Raw genomic sequence first — 16545 nt, 5'->3', positions numbered from 1 at the left:
TAGGCTCGTCTTAGAGACTTTGCTATTAATTGATGAGTGATTTTATTTACATTCTAAGGCAACACCATGATCGATTTCGAAAACTCATCCATATTCAAACTCAAGCCGATTGAAACTTCAAAGGTGCGCGACGATTTCCACAAGTTCTTGATTGAAGGAGAAAGTATTTTTGCTGGCTTCAAGACCGTGCGTGACCAAGTGGTGTTCACCAATAAGCGTGTTATTGCAGCCAATGTACAAGGGATTACAGGGTCAAAAGTGGACTACACTTCTCTGCCATACAGCAAAATTAACGCTTTCTCGGTTGAAACGTCTGGCACACTTGATCTGGATTGTGAAATTGAATTGTTCCTAAGTGAAGTCGGGCGAGTGCGGTTTGAGATCAGGGGCTCTTTTGACCTCGTATCGTTTAACAAAATGATCAGTGAGCACGTACTCGCTTAGACAATGGTTTAAGCGCTAATTCAGCCAAAGACAAGGAGTCATCATGGCGACACAAAAACAAGGCAAGGAAGCATTAAGTAAACGCAGCAAGTCTCTGATATTTATCCTTGGTTTCTCTGCTGGGGTTATTTTCTATCTAATGATTCGATGAGTGTTAACGATAGATAACACGTTTTAAGGAAGCATTACATGCTTCCTTTTTTCATTCCTTTGATTTGTTATCTGAGCGAAATGTTGAAACCAGCAAGAGAGATAAATAGCCTTCTAAATTCAATTATTGATATGTGTACACTTGCTTAATGATTTGTTGCACGATATTTTCCCTATTAATGGATGAAAAATAGTGTTTTTCTCTAATTTGGAAAATGCGTTAATAATGAACATTATGGTTTTTGGCTGCTAGCGATATGAGGTGAGTTATCGATACCCAAGTTTACGATGTATTCTGTTCTGAACAAGCGCAAGGTAACCCTTGTGGCGTGGTGTTTTTGTCTCATTGGTTAAGTGATTCAGAGATGTTGTCGATTGCACAAAGTGTCGCACAACCTGTCACCTCATTTCTTAGTCATATCGATAACTGTTGGCACATTCGTTGGTTTTCTTTGACCAGCGAGATCAACCTGTGTGGTCATGGCAGTATGGGGGCTGGTGCGGCCTTGATTGCTCGCCTAAAGCAGCGTTCTGTTAAGTTACACAGTGATTATGGCGACATTACTATCGTTAAGCATGGTTGCCAGTATCAAATGGCACTTCCATCATGGGAAGGTAAGCCAGTGCCGACGAGTTTGGATTTAAGCTTGTTAAATCTGGAGCCATCGGGAGTGCAGGCAGTTGATGTGTTTACTACTCGCGATCTTGTTGTGGTGTTGGAATCAGAACAGCAAGTGAAACGTTACCACCCCGATTTTACTTGCCTAAAACAAATCCGAGATTTCCATGCGGTGATGGTTACCGCTCAACGAGGCCCTAACGATTACGTATTGCGCTATTTTGCACCCAAAATTGGAATTGATGAGGATATTGCAACGGGCTCGGCACAATGCACGTTAGCGCCATATTGGTTTAAGAAGTTGGACGTCGACTCACTGAATGCTTCTCAGCTTTCAGAGAGGGGTGGCTTTTTCCAAATTGCGAAGCTAAGTGCAGATACGATCGTGATTTCTGCGTCGGTGCATCTGAGAGTTCAGTAAAGCTTCTCTTCAAATACATCGGTACGTAAACAAATTTATGGTGTTTGCGAATCCCCTTGTTGTCGCGAAATGACAAGACAAGCGGTTTTGGTTTCTTTACCTTTCGACATTTAGACAAAGTGAAGGGCAGAGGATGACGGTTGTATTTGAAGGTGTCCCTTTGGTTAGATCGGAGTGGGTGCATTATTTAGCGGAGCTCTATAAGCGGAGTGATGTCGATGTGTATCAGCTTATAAAGGTAACACAGGCGCCAGAAGATATTCAGATTACTGATGTTGAGTTTCTACCTGAAACCACGCTTAAAAATCTTATTTTAGCGTTTGGGAAATCTTGCTCACCAGAAACCTTTATTTACACCATCTGGGGGATGTGTCGTGATTTGTATGTGCCTAAAATTTTAGAACAGTTATCCCTGACTCCATCAATGACGGTAGCGGAAGGCATCGAAGAGTTTTGCCGTGTTATTCCCCTGTTCTCAAATAACACTTGTATTGGTCTTGAGCGTTACCACAATCATCTTTGGTTTGCTCGATACAAAGATGGTGAAGCTGAATCATGGTACCAATATGCTGAGTTATTCAGTGTTATTTTCATGGATGAGTTGGTTGATGCGCTCTCGAACGCTAAGCAAAAAACGTTGAATGTGAGTCTAAAGTGCGCAGGGGTGGCACCGTTTTTTAACTGCTCTCAGCTTCAGCATATTCAGTTCTATACTAATCGTGCAGCTACAGGCATTCAGCTCGATGATGGCACCTTAAGCCAAACGGTTTGTATGCCCAGTAAAAGACAATCTGTTGTGAAAGCGGCTCTTAGTGAGATACCAACGTCTTTTCTTCCTTCTTTTCGATTAGCCATTCAGCCTTATACTTCTGTGGGACGGCTTTCTATTCTCGACGCGTCGCGTATTTTGGGGGTCAATAAACGAACTTTGCAACGGCGCTTGTGTATGGCTGGCGTCACCTATAGCGATGTCATTGAAGAATTACTGTTGGAAAGAAGTTTACGCTTATTAAAAGATTCACATCTATCAATCACAACCATTGCGTCGTCATTGGGGTATACCGATACAGCAAACTTTACTCGATTTATTCGAAGAAAAATGGGAATAACGCCGTCTGCTTATCGGAAGGCATCGTCTTTTCTTACGTCTTAGCGCATAAAGTGACATTTCGGTTAAAGAGAGTGTGCCGACGGAATAGTTCAGTTTGGTGGCACGAGGTGACAATTTATATTTCTCTCAATCCATAAGATTAGGAGTATCGAAACCAAAGAGAGAAGCAAACATGTCACATCGATTCCATGAATACCGTTCACCGCTTACCCAATCCTTTGAACACGCCATTGACTACTTAGAGTCATTAAATGAGCGACCTGTAGACAAGTGCATCACTTCTCAGGAGTTGAGACAAGCGATTGGTGGGCCACTCCCATTGACACCAACGCAGCCGTCAGTCGTTATCAATGAGATGGTTAAAAATGTTGATGCAGGCTTGATCGCAACGGGGGGACCACGTTTCTTTGGCTATGCCATTGGCAGCTCTTTCCCTGCTTCATTGGCGGCAGATTGGCTGGTGAGCGCATGGGACCAAAATGTACCGTATTACGTTGCTAGTCCAGCTTTGTCAGTGGTTGAAGAGACCGCCGCAGAATGGATGACCCAACTACTTGGCTTGGCGCCAAATTCGGGTATTGGCTTTACATCTGGTGCCCAAGAGGCGATTTATACAAGCCTTATTACCGCTCGTAATGCACTTTTAGAACGTGCAGGTTGGGATGTGGCAAGTCAAGGTATGTATGGTGCGCCGCGTATTAATGTTGTTGTGAGCGATCAAATTCATTCAACGATTAAACGTGCCCTTTCCATGATTGGAATCGGTTTGGAAAACATTGTTAAAGTTCCAACGGATGAAAACCTACGCATAATTCCAGATTCCCTGATGGAGACCATTACTGCACTTGAGGGGCCAACCCTAGTTTGCGCGCAAGCAGGCTGTATTGACTCCGGAGCTTTCGACCCTTTCCATGCACTTGCTGATGCCGTTGCTGCTCATGGTAATGCATGGTTGCATGTTGATGGCGCTATTGGGCTCTGGGCGGCAGCGAGTGCAAAACATCGTTATCTACTGGATGGTATCGATAGAGTTGATTCAATTGATACTGATGGTCATAAGTGGTTTAACATGCCCTATGACTCGGGAATGGTCATCGTGAAGAACGCAGGTTTGCTGGCTCAAGCGATGGGCGGCAGCAATATGGGTGACTACCTTAATGACGCGATGGATAAGCCAGATCGCAATGCGATCAACTTTGGGATTGGTGCTTCGCGTCGAGCTCGTGGTGTGCCTGTTTATGCTGCGTTTAAGTCATTAGGTAAGCAGGGGATCGAAGACCATGTTGACCGTTGTACTGCGCTTGCACAATGTATGGCAGAAAAACTTTCAACAGTGGATGGTATCACTATCCTCAACGATGTGGTGTCGAATCGTTTTTCAGCACAGTTTGGTGAAGGAGGCGAGGAATATCGCAATGAGCTAACGGCCCGTGTTGTACACCGACTGCAACAAGAGGGAACTCTTTATCCATCGACTTCTGGTTATAAGGGGCTTAAGACCATGCTGTTTTCTGTACTAAGTTGCCATACTTCCAAGGAAGATATCGATTTGTCAGCAGAAAAGATCATCGAAGCTTACCTGACAGAGAAAGAACTAATGAGCACCAAATAACATGTTAATGGTTGACTGTTAGTCGCCGTATCAACGCAAACCCAGCGATAATGCTGGGTTTTTTATTTTGGGTGGATTCTGGTAGGCATGCAATGACAATTAATCCGTCTTTGGTTTCTTTATTCTTTTTAAATGACTTCTTCCATTCAATAAGGATTCCTATATGAAATCAAAACTACTTACTTTTCTCTTTGGATTGGTCGTTCTAAATGGATGCTCAAGTGCCACTCCCGTTGATAGCCACCTTATCAGTGCTTCTGGGGTAGATGTGGCTTTCTTAGTGAGCAAAAATACCGACCTGTTAGGGCAGTTAGAGTATTCAAAAGCCGATACAAAGAGTCATGCTGCTCTCAACCAAACTCAAACCGACATCAAGGTATTCAAAGACGAAGAAAATACCTTAACGCTTACTCAGGTGAGAAGCTGCAACAATTGTAATTACCACTTAGTGCATGAACATAAGAATAAGCTGTCCCCAATTGGCGAGGAGCACCAACATACTTATATCGGTAGAAAAAAGCTGGCGAGCCTTTATTTAGATCATCCGGTTTATGTGGACAAAATTCGCGCTTTTATCAGTGCCAACCCATCGGTAGCAGAAAATGAGGAAGCGTGTATTGACGTGATTGTGGCTTTTTCAAAAACGAGTCGTATTGATGTTGGAACGCTCACTAACTGTGCAGCGCCATTAGATAGCCACTCAGTTAAAAACGTACAAATGGTACCATTAAGTTGATGCTTTAATGCGACAGCATCCCAAGATTCACACCAAAAAGAAGAAATACAAAAAGCATACGAATGCCAGTAGCGTTGCAGAGAGTACGGGATAAATGATGTAAGAGTCTTGCTTACTGGTGCGTTGGTAACAAAGCGAAACTAGCAAAATGTTATACACGACCAATAATAAGCTGATCATGGTGCCACTATTCAGATTAAGGCTTGGCAGTTGAGTTAGAAAGAATGCCAGCAACAGATAATCAAAAATTATCAGCCAAAGAAAGGCTTTTTTGAGCGAATCTTTTTGGGTTTTATTGGGCGCGCGTACAGGCATATCGAACTCAACTAAACAGTGATAGCAACAATTATTAGCAATGCAAACAGCAATCGAGATGAAAGGTCACACCATGTATTTGTTGTGACCTTTTTTGATTTTAGAGGTCTTGAATTTTCGCTTTTGGCGTTTCTGAGTCCACCGAATAGCGAATTACTTCTTGTCTGATCACGGGTTGGTTAAATTCTGCCTTTTGCTTGGCTTTCTGTAGTTCACTGTCTTCTTGATTACCAAAGAAGGTCTCTAGCACTTGCGCGGCTGGCGTGGTCAGGATAAATAACTCTATACGACGGTTTTCACTCGAATCGGGCTCGTCAGGATTAAGTAACGCGCGATCCGACATGCCTGTCACTTGCATCACACGCTCATCCGGCATGCCACCCTCGACTAAGGTGTTTCTCGCGACATCCGCTCGTGAAGCCGAAAGCGCCCAGTTAGATTGCTTTCCAAAGCGTTTTTTAAACGGAGTAGAATCGGTGTGCCCACTGATGATGACTGGGTTACTGATGCGCTCAAACACTGGAGCTAAAGCAAGTAATAAGTCTTCAAAGAAAGGCGTCAACTCGGCGCCACCTCGGCTGAACATATGCTGTTTGTAATCATCTTGCAGCACAATACGCAACCCTTGCGGTGTAATGGTGACATTCACGTTACCTTGCGCGCTGATTTGACCTACGACTTCATCAATTACTTTAGCCAGTAGAGCAAGTTGCTCTTGGGTGTCGAAATTGCCTGGGATAAGCGAGTCAATCTCTGGGCCATCGCCATCACCTTGGAAGAAGGAACTGACGACGTGGTTTGAGTTGTGTTTGCTTGGCACAGAAGAGTCCTGTGCCAAGTCGATAGGAGAGATACTTTGTGAGGTATCGAAAGGGTTACCGTAGCTCTTATCAAAAACGCTCGAACTATGAAGGTGCGCGACAATGGCTTTGCGCTCTTCCTTGTCGACCACTTGCATGACCCAAAGGACAAGAAACAGCGCCATCAACGCGATCATGAAGTCGGCAAACGCGACTTTCCACGCGCCACCATGAAACTCATCATGGTTATGTGCTTTCGCGCGTTTGAACACCACATGTTCTTGTTTTTGCATTATCCCTCCTGTTCAGCTAGCCACTTCTCCATTTGGTTGAAAGTTGGTTTGATGTCTAACTGAATGTGTTTACGGCCAGCGTCGATGGCGAGTAATGTTGGCTTTTTCGCGACGTAAGCAACCAAGGTGGCGCGAACGCATTCAAAAGCCGTCATGTTTCGTCTAACTCGCTGAGCCATGGCATTACTGAGTGGATCTAAACAACAGTAACAACCAAAAATACCAATGAACGTACCAACGAGGGCAGCGGCAACGTGATAACCAATCAGTGCAATGGAACCATCAATGGCTTGCATGGTGATGATGATGCCACCGACTGCGGCAAGAATACCGAATCCGGGAAGTGCTTCTGCAGTGCGCTGCATTGAGCGTGAAGGCAGTAACATCTCGGTTTGAATGGCTTCGATTTCTTGTTCTAGCAGTCCCTCTAATTCATGAGGCGACATTTGTCCCATTGCCATTAAACGTAAATTGTCGGTAATGAACGAAATAAGGCGATGATCGTTGCTCACTTTTGGGTACGCGAGGAAGATCGAACTTTGTTCCGGTGATTCAATGTGTGAATCTAGGAATTTAAAACCACGACTGCGTGCGGTTTCTAGCAGGTTATTCAGTAGTGCCATCAGCTCCATGTAGTACTCGTATTCCTGACGCGGGCCAGAAATCGTTGCACGCACTTGCTGACGCATTTCTTTTAACACTTGAGGCGGGTTACCGATGATCAGAGAGCCAGCTGCGGCTCCGATGATGATCAGAAACTCGGCCGGTTGCCAAATCGCACCAAGTTTACCTCCTGCCCACATGTATCCACCAAAGACACACAACAGGACGGTAATGGCTCCAAAAAACTTTTGCATCTTTGACTCCTAAGAGGACATTAATTGATTGAGTTGTTTAAGCGCTTGTTTGTGCAACTGACAGATGCGAGGTGGCGTCAGATCGAGCACGAGCGCGATTTCATGTAGGTTGAGTTCGTGTTGATAAAACAGAGTCAGTAGCAACTGGTCGCGCTTCGACATTTTGCTAAGTGCGCAATCTAAGCTACGACGAATATGTTCATGTTCCATCCCGTCGTATTGACCGCCGAAGTGGCTGTCTCCCCCTGTTTCCATTAATTGATCAAGGCTCTGCATTTCGCCCGCCAGCGCTGCATTTTGGCGGTTGTAGAAGTCTTGCTCATCAGTGCCGAGTGCTTTAATGATCTCGGCATCGGTAGGCATTCTGCCAAGTTCACGGGTTAGGTCACGTGTGACGTCGTTTAGTTCGTGTGCTTGTTGACGGGTCTTACGTGAGCGCCAATCTAAGCGGCGAAGCTCGTCTAAAATAGCGCCACGAACCCGACAAACGGCAAAAGCGGGGAAGTGTGTGTCATCCACATCCCCATAACGACGTCCTGCTTCGACGAGCGCAATTAGGCCAATTTGCTGCATGTCTTCAATGCTGCAATGCGAAGTAGCATGAACGCGGAGTTGGTTTACGACGCGTTTCACCATGATTTGATGGCGTTGCAGCAGTGCGTTTTCGTCAATCTGGCGAGACGGTGTATTCACTTCCTCCGTCGCGGTATAACTTTCCTGTAAGTTCATCTCCAACATAGTCGTGCTCCGTTATTGCACAACGTATTTGGTCAATAGAACATCATCGATATCACGCACGATGTCAGTTTTCGCAAACGCTAAGAGTAAGGTCTCTTTGACTTCGTTTTGCAGAATATCGATAGACCCCGCCTGCTGTAGTTCATCAAAGGTTTTATCGCTGAACAGCTTGAGCAATGAGTTTTGTACCATTGGCATGTAGTTATCGATGTTCTTAATGCGCTCTGGACGACGTGTTTCTACGGCCAGTTCCAGCATCACAAAGTGCGTCTGCTTTTTACCTTTGATAGTCAGTACCACTTTGTCCAATGGGTGAAAACTCGGTCCGTTGCTGGTCGGTTCTTCTGCTGTTAAGAACGCGAGTGGAGAATCTTCCAAAAAAGCGCTGACGCCTGATTCCGATGAGGCGGATTCTGAACTTTTATTTATGTACCAAATACCGCCAACCACCGTGGCGGCCGAAACGAGGGCACTGGTGATGATCATGGCGATAAACAGGGCGATCATTTGTTGTTTGGTCATAACCTTTTTCCTCGATGATTAAATTAGGCTTGAGTGTTCAGCCAATGCTCTGAATAGTTTGTTGTTGTATTTGATTGAAAAGTGCCGGATTCACGAGCCGCAAAAATAGTGGTGTCTTCTTGTGGGCTCTCATGGTCATGACGGTCTTGACCTTGATCCGAACCGACATTGACATCCACATGAACAAAGTTCTGCTCTTGAAGCTCAGCACGTAAACGCTCGGACACTTGCATTAATGCTTCACGCGTAGCGGCTGTGTTGGCGTTAATTTGCACGCTCAAACGATCCCCTTCGACACGAACCAATAAATCCAATTTACCGAGATCTGGTGGGTCTAAGCGGATTTTGGCTTCTTGCAAGTTTTGCTGCGCTTGTAAGGTCACACGATCGTGTAAAACCTGCATCATTTGCTCACCCCATTTACTAGAGTTGGTATCAACACGTACGGCCGCCCACTCCGCGCCTTGAGCTTGAGTAGCTGCCAGTGGTGAGCTTGGGTTCGAATGCGGCGCTGTAGCTGTTTGCGCTTGTGAGTTGGCCGCTAGCACTTGCCCTTGAGCTGGTTGATTAAGTAGAGTTTGCAAGTCCGAAGCTGATACCTTTAATACGCTCGTTGCACTGGCTTTAGGGGGGCTTTGGTTCTCCTGCACAGTGGTGTTAAGTATTGGGTTTACTTGGTTTCCGACATTTGTGCTTTGAGACGCATTACCTGCCGATACTTGCGCAAGTTGATTTGTTTCGCCTTGCTTAACCGCGGTTTTTCTCATTCCTTGGATAAGGGTTTGCGCTTGAGTGGCGAGATCCATGGTGGCAGGAACCGCAATCAACAATGCTTCAGCTGAGGTCACTTCAGCGTTGAGTTCCGATGTTTCAGCTTTTGGCTGGGTAACTTCCGTCGGTAAGGCTTGCGCATTTAAACGGAACCCCGCAACAACAAGAGGTGCGTTGGTTTGGTGCTGTTGGTTTACCGCGGTTGAACTGGGGTGCGAAAAGCCTTGCTCTGAACGCGCTTGTGAGATTTTCCCTGCTGACGACTGAGAAGGCGCACTTGCAGGCAGTGAATTGGTTACCATCATTGCGTGAGCTCCATCGTCATCGCGAGCTGATAAGCCATCGCTCGTTCTTGTTGATCATTCACCTTGCTCATCTCTTGTTTTAATTCGCTGGTGGCTTTTTCTAGAGCGGTGAAAGCGCACGCATGCACCGCTTTTGCCCGCTGAATTTCAGGAGCGAGTTTTGGATCTTTAAGATACGGCTTATGACTGATCAGCAGTTCACGCAACTGTAGGTCGTAGCGTTTCAGTGCTGGCCAATCGGCCGTTTTTGTGGCGATTTGGATCAGTTTTGATAAGTGGCGAAATCGCTCTGGCGACACTTTATGCTTGCTGTCCAAAATTCACCCATCCTTCTCGAATGTTGCCCATTACTCGCTCGACATTGTCTAAACGGGTTGCGTCGTTTTGCACGCTGGTGTAATACAGCTCAACTTGGCAGAAGTCATACAGTTGGCGTAGGTTCTCTGCAATTTCGCCGCCATTTTCTTCATCTAGGGCACTACTTAAACCAATTAAGATGTTCATGCATTTGTTGATGCCTGTGCCTTTTTCTGCCAGACGATTGGCCGCGAGATGGCCTCGAACACGTTCAACTTCATCAAGCAGACCATCAATTAACATCACCACCAGTTGGTGTGGGTTGGCGGATGCGGCTTGCGCATCCAGATCGACTTGTTGGTATGAGTCGTAGCCAGAATCCATGAGCATAATTATTTCTCCTAAAGGCTTAACCAAACATCGACATGGTTTGGTTCATTTGCGTCATTAAGGTGTTCATTTGGGTAAATTGGGAGAGGTAGCGGTTGTACGACATCTCGTATTTACGCTCTAGCGTAGTTTGCTTGTCCTCGATGCGGTCTAAGTTGGCTTGCAGGGCGTCTTTACGTGAATTAAAGGTGCCAGATGAGAATTTTAGGAAAGGTTCCGCCATATCATCGAGCGAATCCAATAAGGCTCCGTCGCCATTAAACATCGTCTCTAATCCAGCACTGTTGTTCTTCTGTGCTTCGGTAAACTTATCTTGGTCCACTTTCATTTTGCCGCTGCGGTCAAGGGTGATGCCTATTTCATTCAGTCGCATTCCGCCATGTTCTCCGCGCACCAAATTAGTCAACTGGCTTTCAATTGAGCGTAGTGTTGGGTCACTGGCGAGCACGCCACGAGCTTTGTCTTCACCGCCGATTTGAGTGTATTCATCAAGCGTCGAAACCAGAGAGTTGTAGGCTTCAACAAACTTATTGAGTTGTTCTTTTGTGCCTTCGCTGTCAGCGCCAATCCCCAGCCCTACTGCCGCTTCACCTGAGGTTTGTGCTTTCGTGACCGTGATGTCGACGCCATCAATCACGCCTTCAAAGGTGTTACTTGCGTTAGTCAACTGAAGTCCAGTGCCTTCCGCGCCGAGCCAAATCACGGCATCTTGTGGTTTACTGATTTCAGTTGTGTTGGTAAAGGCATCTTCAAACCAAGCTTGCCCCGTGCCAGAGGCGTTTACATTGATGGTGTTCGCAACGCCTGTTTCAGTGCTCGACAACATGAAATGCGTTTGACCGTTTGAGCGCACTAATGTGGCGTTGACACCGGGATTGTCAGCATTGTTATTGATAGCACTGACCAAATCAGTCACGGTTGCTTTGCCATCCCCATCGGTATCAACAGTTGATAGATCCAACGTCATGGTTTCGCCATCAATGGTGAATTCCAATGTGCCTGTGGTCGGTATTTCTGTTGTGGCATCCAAATTTGCTGGCATGCCTGTAGAGAGCTGATGTGAGGTCGCGACTTGCTCAACGAAAATTTGGTAGTTGCCCGACATGGCGTTGGCATCGGCGTTAGCCGAGAAGTATCCATCTTGAGAGAGCGTCGCCGTGTTCTTGATGATGCTACTGGTGCTGCTGTTCATCTCATTGACGGCTGTACGGAAATCACGCAGCGCGCTTTCTACTTTTCCTAGTGCTGTCAGTTGAGCTTGGTATTTATCCGCTTGAAACTGGTAGCGTTGTTGAAATGGCTGAACATCTAACGTGGCGAACTGGGTTGCCATGGTGATTGGATCTAATGAACTCATGAGGTCACTCCCTCTCTCATCTGTATTTGGCGTCTTGTGCCAGTAATAAATGAACAATCGCAAGATGCGTGCCTGTTATTTATTTTTATATATAACAGTATCTTGCAGTGGTTTTTGCTATTTGAGAGGAAGCGCTTTTTCCACCTTGATGGTTCCGCTTTCCCCTTGGTAATTCCCGGGGTTTCCCAAAGAGAAAAGGCGACCAGAATAAGCAAATGATTTAATTAAATAGGAGAGAAATGACTGGCTATGCTGATGTACGCATAGTGAGCAGATTTCGGTGTTTACTGCTAAAGGATTCGGATTTTTCTGACCCTGTCGGAAGGTGAAGTTTTGTTATCTTATGCCCCTGCAATTTTTGTGGTTGCTTACGTCTGGCTATTTCCCCCAATTAAAAATTAAAAGAACGACAGTAATGAATGAATTTGTTTTACGACTGATGAAGTGTGCACGTGCTTACGAGGCATTTATTGGAACCAAACTGCGCAGTAAACAGAACATTAATGCCGAGGAGCTGGCAAGCATCCGTATTGAAGCGGTTTCTCGTTTCCCTGAGTTAAAAAGCTACCAACGTGACCGTGGTGTTGAATCGGCTGAATTGGAGCTGTTTAATAAGGTGCTACATAACACCATGCTCAAAGCGGGTTTTCGTGTCCCAACTGCGAACCAAACTCGTGATGCTAGCGGTATCTATATTCGTCGCTAAGTGTTTGGCATCATCAAGAACAAAAAAACCTCCCAAATACTGGGAGGTTTGACTTTCGGACGGATTAAATCAACAGCCTTATTGGGGGCTACTGAGCTTAATCGTTGATTAACGAAGTAGCGACATTGCCATACCTGGCAATTGGTTCGTTTGAGAAAGAACCGTTGTGCCTGCTTGCATTAGCATTTGGTTCTTCGTCATGTTTGAAGACTCAACGGCAAAATCAGCGTCAGTGATACGGCCTTTCGCAGCTGACGTATTTTCAACCATGTTGCCTAGGTTTGTCATTGTGTGCTCAAGACGGTTGATGTTCGCACCCAATGCTGAACGTGCAGTACCGATTTGACCTAGAAGACCTGCATCACCAGTCGCGCCAGTCAGTGCTGTCATTGCAGTCTGAGCATTTGCTTCAGATGTTAGGTCGCCAACTGCTAGTGCACCAGATGTGCCGATTGAAGCGTTGATTGCTTGAACTTGCGTTGATACGTCAACCTCAAGTTGTTCGCCTGCTTGAGTACCAATTTGGAAGTTAACAGCTGCTGCACCAAATGTACCAGCATCTTGTAGAAGCTTGTTGCCACCAAAACTCGTTGAGTCCATGATGTTCGCGAGCTCTTCACCTAGCTGCTGGTATTCCTCGTTTAGTGCCGTGCGGTCGTTTGCCGATACAGAACCGTTCGAAGCCTGTGTTGCTAGGTCGTTCATGCGGTATACGATGTTTGTCATTTCATCCATCGCGCCTTCCGCAGTTTGCATCATTGAAATGCCGTCTTGCGAGTTACGCATTGCAACGCTCATGCCGCGAGTTTGAGACTCAAGACGGGTAGCAATTTGTAGACCTGCTGCATCGTCTGCTGCTGAGTTGATACGGTAACCCGTGCTCAAACGTTCCATAGACGTGTTAAGTAGGTTACTTGTATTGTTCAGCGTGTTCTGAGTTACAAGCGATGCGAAGTTAGTATGCATAGATAAAGCCATCTTGGTCTCCTTAGTTTTTCACTATTCTTTCAGGCTTCGGGATTCTCCCTTGCTCACTAACTAGAGGCGGTCGATTCGTTTTAATGATTAATTGGAAATTTAAAAATTTTATCGAAAAGCGCTAGTTTGATGGTTTTTAGTGACTTACATTCCAGAATATTGACTGTTTAAGGTTAATTAGACAGAAAAAAGGGCGAATTCTTGTCTCGGAATTCGCCCTTTTGCTTTTGGGTGGCTTATTCATCATCAAATGATTTAAACGACAATGAGGTGGGAATATCACTGAAATAGCCGAAGTAATAACTCGCACCAAGTAATCGATAGCGGTTGAGTTCACTTTGACTTGCGACTCTCCCGGCAACCCAAGAAATGTGGTTACCCCTTAAAAATCGCGCAATGGGTAGAAATGCATGTTGCTCTTGTTTGTTTTCCATCGTCACGGACAGTTTGATCATATCAGGGGCAAATTCGGTGATGCGCTCGAAGTGTGTTTGATGTGTCGAGACTTCAAACCATAAGGCAAAGGCGTTCTCTTTCAATTGTTCTACCAAAGGAGTCACTCTATCGTGCAGACATAGGGTCTCATCGGCTTGAAGGGAAGGGATAACATGTTGAAAGGCCGCATTATGGAACTGAATCATCTGATTCAAGAAGTGCGCACCAGGCTGCCAGAGCAGGGCATCAATGCGGATGGGAACCACCACATTGCTGATTAAATCAGGGTGAAAGGTTTCGAGTTGGAATTGAGTCTGTCTTAGAGCTAAGTAGAAGCTGTACAGATCTAAGCAATATTGCATTTGCTCTGATAACTGAAACTGATAGACACTCTGCTCGCCGCGTAGGCCAAAGCGCAATGTAAGGTGTTGGTATTCCACCTCGCCAGTTTTAGTTTCACGGATGGCCTGACAGGCGTGTTGAATGTCGTTGTGCTTGAGTGCATCAAACACCAGTTGGTCGTCGTCCGTGACAATGTGTTGCAGCGCAAGGCCACATAAATAATCGTACATCGCTTTCGTTGATATGAGATTAACCAAGGTTTCCTACCACGTTGATCTGTTTATTTTCTGGGATTTCATTGTAGGACAATACCGCGAGTCCTTGAGTAAAGGTACGAGCATAACGAGCCAACAATGGGCGTAACTGAGGCATCACTAATAAGATTGGTGGTAAGCCCTGTTGCTTGAGTTGTTGACGAATTAAAGGCAAGTTTTGTTGGAACTGACCAAGAATGTTCGGTTCTATCGGGAAACTGTCTAGCATCACGGTGCCCGCAGCTTGTGCTTGTTGCAGAGAGGTCATCAACATTTGCTCTAACTCGTCTGAAAGCGCATAGACATTGAGCTCGTTCTTTTGTCCTGCGACCAAGTTCACCAAGGTACGTTTTAGTGCGCAGCGTACATCTGCCGCAAGTAAAATTGGGTCTTTAGTGTTCTCAGAAGACTCCAACATGGTGTTAGCAATGGTACGAATGTCCTTTAGAGGCACTTGATCAAGCAGAAGCTGACGGTAAACCTTAAGCTGCTGTGCTGGGGTCAGTGCAGCGGCTAAGGCCTCGGCTAATTTAGGTGCTTGTGCCGTGAGTCGTTGAGTCATAGCTTCAACATCGTCATGGGTAAACAATTCAGCCAAATTGGTTTTCATGATTTTGCTGATGTGCGTGGCGATGACAGTACCATCGTCAACGACTTGATAACCCATATTCAGTGCTTTGGCTTTATCTTGATGTTCAATCCAAACTGCAGGCAGTTGGTAGGCAGGGTCGCTGCCCAAAATACCGTCGACTTCACCGTAGGTTTCCCCCACGGCGATCGCCATTAAACGTTCTGGCTCAATCAAACCTTGCTCAATTACTTCGCCATTTAGCGCGATGGTGTACTGGTTTGGTTTTAGGCTGAGGTTGTCGCGGATACGAACTTCTGGCAGCAGAAAACCCACTTGCTCAGACAGGTTGCGGCGTACACCGCGAATACGCTGTGCCAAAGGGGCGCCTTGTTCTTTGTTTACCAAGTGCACCAAACGGTAACCGAGCGCCAAAGATAGGGTATGGACGTGTGGAATATCATCCCAAGTCAGTGCGGCTTCTTCTTCCTGCATCGCTTGAGAAAGGGCTTCGACTTGTTCTATTTGTGGGTCTTGAACCGGTTGTTTGCTTTGTCGCCAGCCTGCAAACGCCAATACGGCAGCAAAGGTAAAGAAGGCGAGGTGAGGCATTCCCGGAACTAAACCAATCACGGTCATGATTACCGCAACGGTGAACAGAGTAGCAGGTGTTGCTAGAAGCTGCTTGTGCATGGTTTCCGACATGCCGTTATCGCTGTCGTTAATGCGAGTAACGATAATGGCGGCTGCGGTTGCCAGTAATAACGATGGGATCTGTGCAACTAAGCCGTCACCGATGGTTAGCAGTGCGTAAGTCTTAAAGGCTTCTGATGCTGGTAAACCGTGTTCGAACACACCAATGCTGATACCACCAATGATGTTGATGAACAAGATCAGCAAACCTGCGACCGCATCACCACGAACAAATTTAGACGCACCATCCATAGAACCGTGGAAGTCGGCTTCGTTTGCCACTTCTTTACGACGTTGACGGGCGGTTTCTTGGTCAATCAAGCCAGCGTTTAAATCGGCATCGATGGCCATCTGTTTACCCGGTAGCGCATCCAAGGTAAAGCGGGCTGATACTTCGGAAATACGCTCACCACCTTTGGTGATCACGACAAAGTTTATGATCATCAAAATGATGAACACCACCATACCGACTACGTAGTTTCCGCCGATCACCACTTCACCAAAGGCTTGGATGACTTTACCTGCGGCATCGCTGCCGTTATGGCCTTCTAACAAGACGATACGGGTAGATGCGACGTTTAACGTAAGGCGAAGTAGCGTGGCGACCAAAAGGATGGTTGGAAAAATCGAAAAGTCGAGCGGTCGCTTCGCCGTGGTGCTGACCAGCAATACCAAGATCGCTAAGACAATATTGAAGGTAAACAGCGCATCCAGCAATAGTGGCGGTAGCGGCAATATGACCATTGCCAACACCATCAACAAGACGATTGGAATACCAATGTAGCCTTTGGTGGAGGATTGAAGTTGTTTTAACCGGTTAAGCATACTTTC

The 16545-nt window shown here is 46.0% G+C and carries 18 protein-coding genes; 6 read left to right on the top strand and 12 right to left on the bottom strand.

Going from position 1 to position 16545, the window contains the following annotated elements:
* Positions 1-66 precede the first annotated feature (66 nt).
* The 5 genes from VJL_RS05995 to VJL_RS05975 all read left to right on the top strand — a co-directional run bounded on the left by VJL_RS05995 (position 67) and on the right by VJL_RS05975 (position 5093).
* Entirely contained in the window at positions 67-444 is a 378-nt protein-coding gene (locus VJL_RS05995) for a PH domain-containing protein (RefSeq protein WP_038868327.1), read from the top strand.
* Positions 445-863: 419 nt separating this feature from the next.
* The gene (locus VJL_RS05990) at positions 864-1634 is read left to right on the top strand and encodes a PhzF family phenazine biosynthesis protein (protein ID WP_038876451.1); all 771 of its coding nucleotides are present in this window, start codon (positions 864-866) and stop codon (positions 1632-1634) included.
* Between the two features lie 133 nt (positions 1635-1767).
* Positions 1768-2787, top strand: coding sequence for a helix-turn-helix domain-containing protein (locus VJL_RS05985; RefSeq protein ID WP_038876449.1), 1020 nt, complete (start codon positions 1768-1770; stop codon positions 2785-2787).
* A 130-nt stretch (positions 2788-2917) separates the two neighbouring features.
* Positions 2918-4357 (top strand): pyridoxal phosphate-dependent decarboxylase family protein, encoded by a 1440-nt coding sequence (locus VJL_RS05980; protein WP_038876448.1) that lies wholly within the window; start codon positions 2918-2920, stop codon positions 4355-4357.
* 163 nt (positions 4358-4520) lie between these two features.
* Positions 4521-5093, top strand: coding sequence for a hypothetical protein (locus VJL_RS05975; RefSeq protein ID WP_038876446.1), 573 nt, complete (start codon positions 4521-4523; stop codon positions 5091-5093).
* Between the two features lie 27 nt (positions 5094-5120).
* Here VJL_RS05975 and VJL_RS29960 read toward each other — a convergent pair whose 3' ends face one another.
* From VJL_RS29960 to fliD, 9 genes are all read right to left on the bottom strand, one after another.
* Positions 5121-5408 carry a hypothetical protein gene (locus VJL_RS29960; RefSeq protein ID WP_038868338.1) on the bottom strand — a complete coding sequence of 96 codons (288 nt, stop codon included), beginning with the start codon at positions 5406-5408 and terminating at the stop codon, positions 5121-5123.
* A gap of 100 nt (positions 5409-5508) precedes the next feature.
* The gene (locus VJL_RS05965; protein WP_038868340.1) at positions 5509-6501 is read right to left on the bottom strand and encodes a flagellar motor protein MotB; all 993 of its coding nucleotides are present in this window, start codon (positions 6499-6501) and stop codon (positions 5509-5511) included.
* The gene (gene motA / locus VJL_RS05960; RefSeq protein WP_038876444.1) at positions 6501-7358 is read right to left on the bottom strand and encodes a flagellar motor stator protein MotA; all 858 of its coding nucleotides are present in this window, start codon (positions 7356-7358) and stop codon (positions 6501-6503) included. Before motA ends, VJL_RS05965 begins: the two co-directional genes overlap by 1 nt.
* Before the next feature lie 9 nt (positions 7359-7367).
* Positions 7368-8096, bottom strand: coding sequence for a FliA/WhiG family RNA polymerase sigma factor (locus tag VJL_RS05955; protein ID WP_038876441.1), 729 nt, complete (start codon positions 8094-8096; stop codon positions 7368-7370).
* Positions 8097-8108: 12 nt separating this feature from the next.
* A complete protein-coding gene (locus VJL_RS05950) occupies positions 8109-8618 on the bottom strand; it encodes a flagellar basal body-associated FliL family protein (protein WP_038868346.1) in 510 nt (169 codons plus the stop codon).
* A 23-nt stretch (positions 8619-8641) separates the two neighbouring features.
* Positions 8642-9694 (bottom strand): flagellar hook-length control protein FliK, encoded by a 1053-nt coding sequence (locus VJL_RS05945; RefSeq protein WP_038876439.1) that lies wholly within the window; start codon positions 9692-9694, stop codon positions 8642-8644.
* On the bottom strand, positions 9691-10011 hold the full coding sequence (locus VJL_RS05940; protein ID WP_038876435.1) for a hypothetical protein: 321 nt from the start codon (positions 10009-10011) through the stop codon (positions 9691-9693). Before VJL_RS05940 ends, VJL_RS05945 begins: the two co-directional genes overlap by 4 nt.
* Positions 9995-10381 (bottom strand): flagellar export chaperone FliS, encoded by a 387-nt coding sequence (gene fliS, locus VJL_RS05935; RefSeq protein ID WP_038876432.1) that lies wholly within the window; start codon positions 10379-10381, stop codon positions 9995-9997. Before fliS ends, VJL_RS05940 begins: the two co-directional genes overlap by 17 nt.
* Positions 10382-10400: 19 nt before the next feature.
* Positions 10401-11738: a flagellar filament capping protein FliD gene (gene fliD, locus VJL_RS05930; protein ID WP_038876429.1), complete on the bottom strand. Its 1338-nt coding sequence runs from the start codon at positions 11736-11738 to the stop codon at positions 10401-10403.
* Between the two features lie 415 nt (positions 11739-12153).
* Here fliD and VJL_RS05925 point away from each other — a divergent pair, with 415 nt between their 5' ends.
* A complete protein-coding gene (locus tag VJL_RS05925; protein ID WP_038868358.1) occupies positions 12154-12444 on the top strand; it encodes a hypothetical protein in 291 nt (96 codons plus the stop codon).
* A gap of 108 nt (positions 12445-12552) precedes the next feature.
* Here the strand turns inward: VJL_RS05925 and lafA are convergent, their stop codons facing one another.
* From lafA to flhA, 3 genes are all read right to left on the bottom strand, one after another.
* The gene (gene lafA / locus VJL_RS05920; protein ID WP_038868362.1) at positions 12553-13422 is read right to left on the bottom strand and encodes a lateral flagellin LafA; all 870 of its coding nucleotides are present in this window, start codon (positions 13420-13422) and stop codon (positions 12553-12555) included.
* Positions 13423-13658: 236 nt separating this feature from the next.
* On the bottom strand, positions 13659-14429 hold the full coding sequence (locus tag VJL_RS05915; RefSeq protein ID WP_038876426.1) for an EAL domain-containing protein: 771 nt from the start codon (positions 14427-14429) through the stop codon (positions 13659-13661).
* A 19-nt stretch (positions 14430-14448) separates the two neighbouring features.
* Complete coding sequence (gene flhA, locus VJL_RS05910) at positions 14449-16539, bottom strand: flagellar biosynthesis protein FlhA (RefSeq protein WP_038868367.1); 2091 nt, start codon at positions 16537-16539, stop codon at positions 14449-14451.
* Positions 16540-16545: the final 6 nt, after the last annotated feature.

It is taken from the genome of Vibrio jasicida CAIM 1864 = LMG 25398, assembly GCF_000400365.1.
GTDB lineage: Bacteria > Pseudomonadota > Gammaproteobacteria > Enterobacterales > Vibrionaceae > Vibrio > Vibrio jasicida.
This window is presented reverse-complemented; position numbering and strand designations above follow the sequence as displayed.

Bases quoted from the DNA above. Each gene is read 5' to 3' on its own strand.
- VJL_RS05995 (WP_038868327.1), top strand. From the start codon at position 67: ATGATCGATTTCGAAAACTCATCCATATTCAAACTCAAGCCGATTGAA.
- VJL_RS05985 (WP_038876449.1), top strand. From the start codon at position 1,768: ATGACGGTTGTATTTGAAGGTGTCCCTTTGGTTAGATCGGAGTGGGTG.
- VJL_RS05980 (WP_038876448.1), top strand. From the start codon at position 2,918: ATGTCACATCGATTCCATGAATACCGTTCACCGCTTACCCAATCCTTT.
- VJL_RS05975 (WP_038876446.1), top strand. From the start codon at position 4,521: ATGAAATCAAAACTACTTACTTTTCTCTTTGGATTGGTCGTTCTAAAT.
- VJL_RS29960 (WP_038868338.1), bottom strand. From the start codon at position 5,408: ATGCCTGTACGCGCGCCCAATAAAACCCAAAAAGATTCGCTCAAAAAA.
- VJL_RS05965 (WP_038868340.1), bottom strand. From the start codon at position 6,501: ATGCAAAAACAAGAACATGTGGTGTTCAAACGCGCGAAAGCACATAAC.
- motA (WP_038876444.1), bottom strand. From the start codon at position 7,358: ATGCAAAAGTTTTTTGGAGCCATTACCGTCCTGTTGTGTGTCTTTGGT.
- VJL_RS05955 (WP_038876441.1), bottom strand. From the start codon at position 8,096: ATGTTGGAGATGAACTTACAGGAAAGTTATACCGCGACGGAGGAAGTG.
- VJL_RS05950 (WP_038868346.1), bottom strand. From the start codon at position 8,618: ATGACCAAACAACAAATGATCGCCCTGTTTATCGCCATGATCATCACC.
- VJL_RS05945 (WP_038876439.1), bottom strand. From the start codon at position 9,694: ATGATGGTAACCAATTCACTGCCTGCAAGTGCGCCTTCTCAGTCGTCA.
- fliS (WP_038876432.1), bottom strand. From the start codon at position 10,381: ATGCTCATGGATTCTGGCTACGACTCATACCAACAAGTCGATCTGGAT.
- fliD (WP_038876429.1), bottom strand. From the start codon at position 11,738: ATGAGTTCATTAGATCCAATCACCATGGCAACCCAGTTCGCCACGTTA.
- VJL_RS05925 (WP_038868358.1), top strand. From the start codon at position 12,154: ATGAATGAATTTGTTTTACGACTGATGAAGTGTGCACGTGCTTACGAG.
- lafA (WP_038868362.1), bottom strand. From the start codon at position 13,422: ATGGCTTTATCTATGCATACTAACTTCGCATCGCTTGTAACTCAGAAC.
- VJL_RS05915 (WP_038876426.1), bottom strand. From the start codon at position 14,429: ATGTACGATTATTTATGTGGCCTTGCGCTGCAACACATTGTCACGGAC.
- flhA (WP_038868367.1), bottom strand. From the start codon at position 16,539: ATGCTTAACCGGTTAAAACAACTTCAATCCTCCACCAAAGGCTACATT.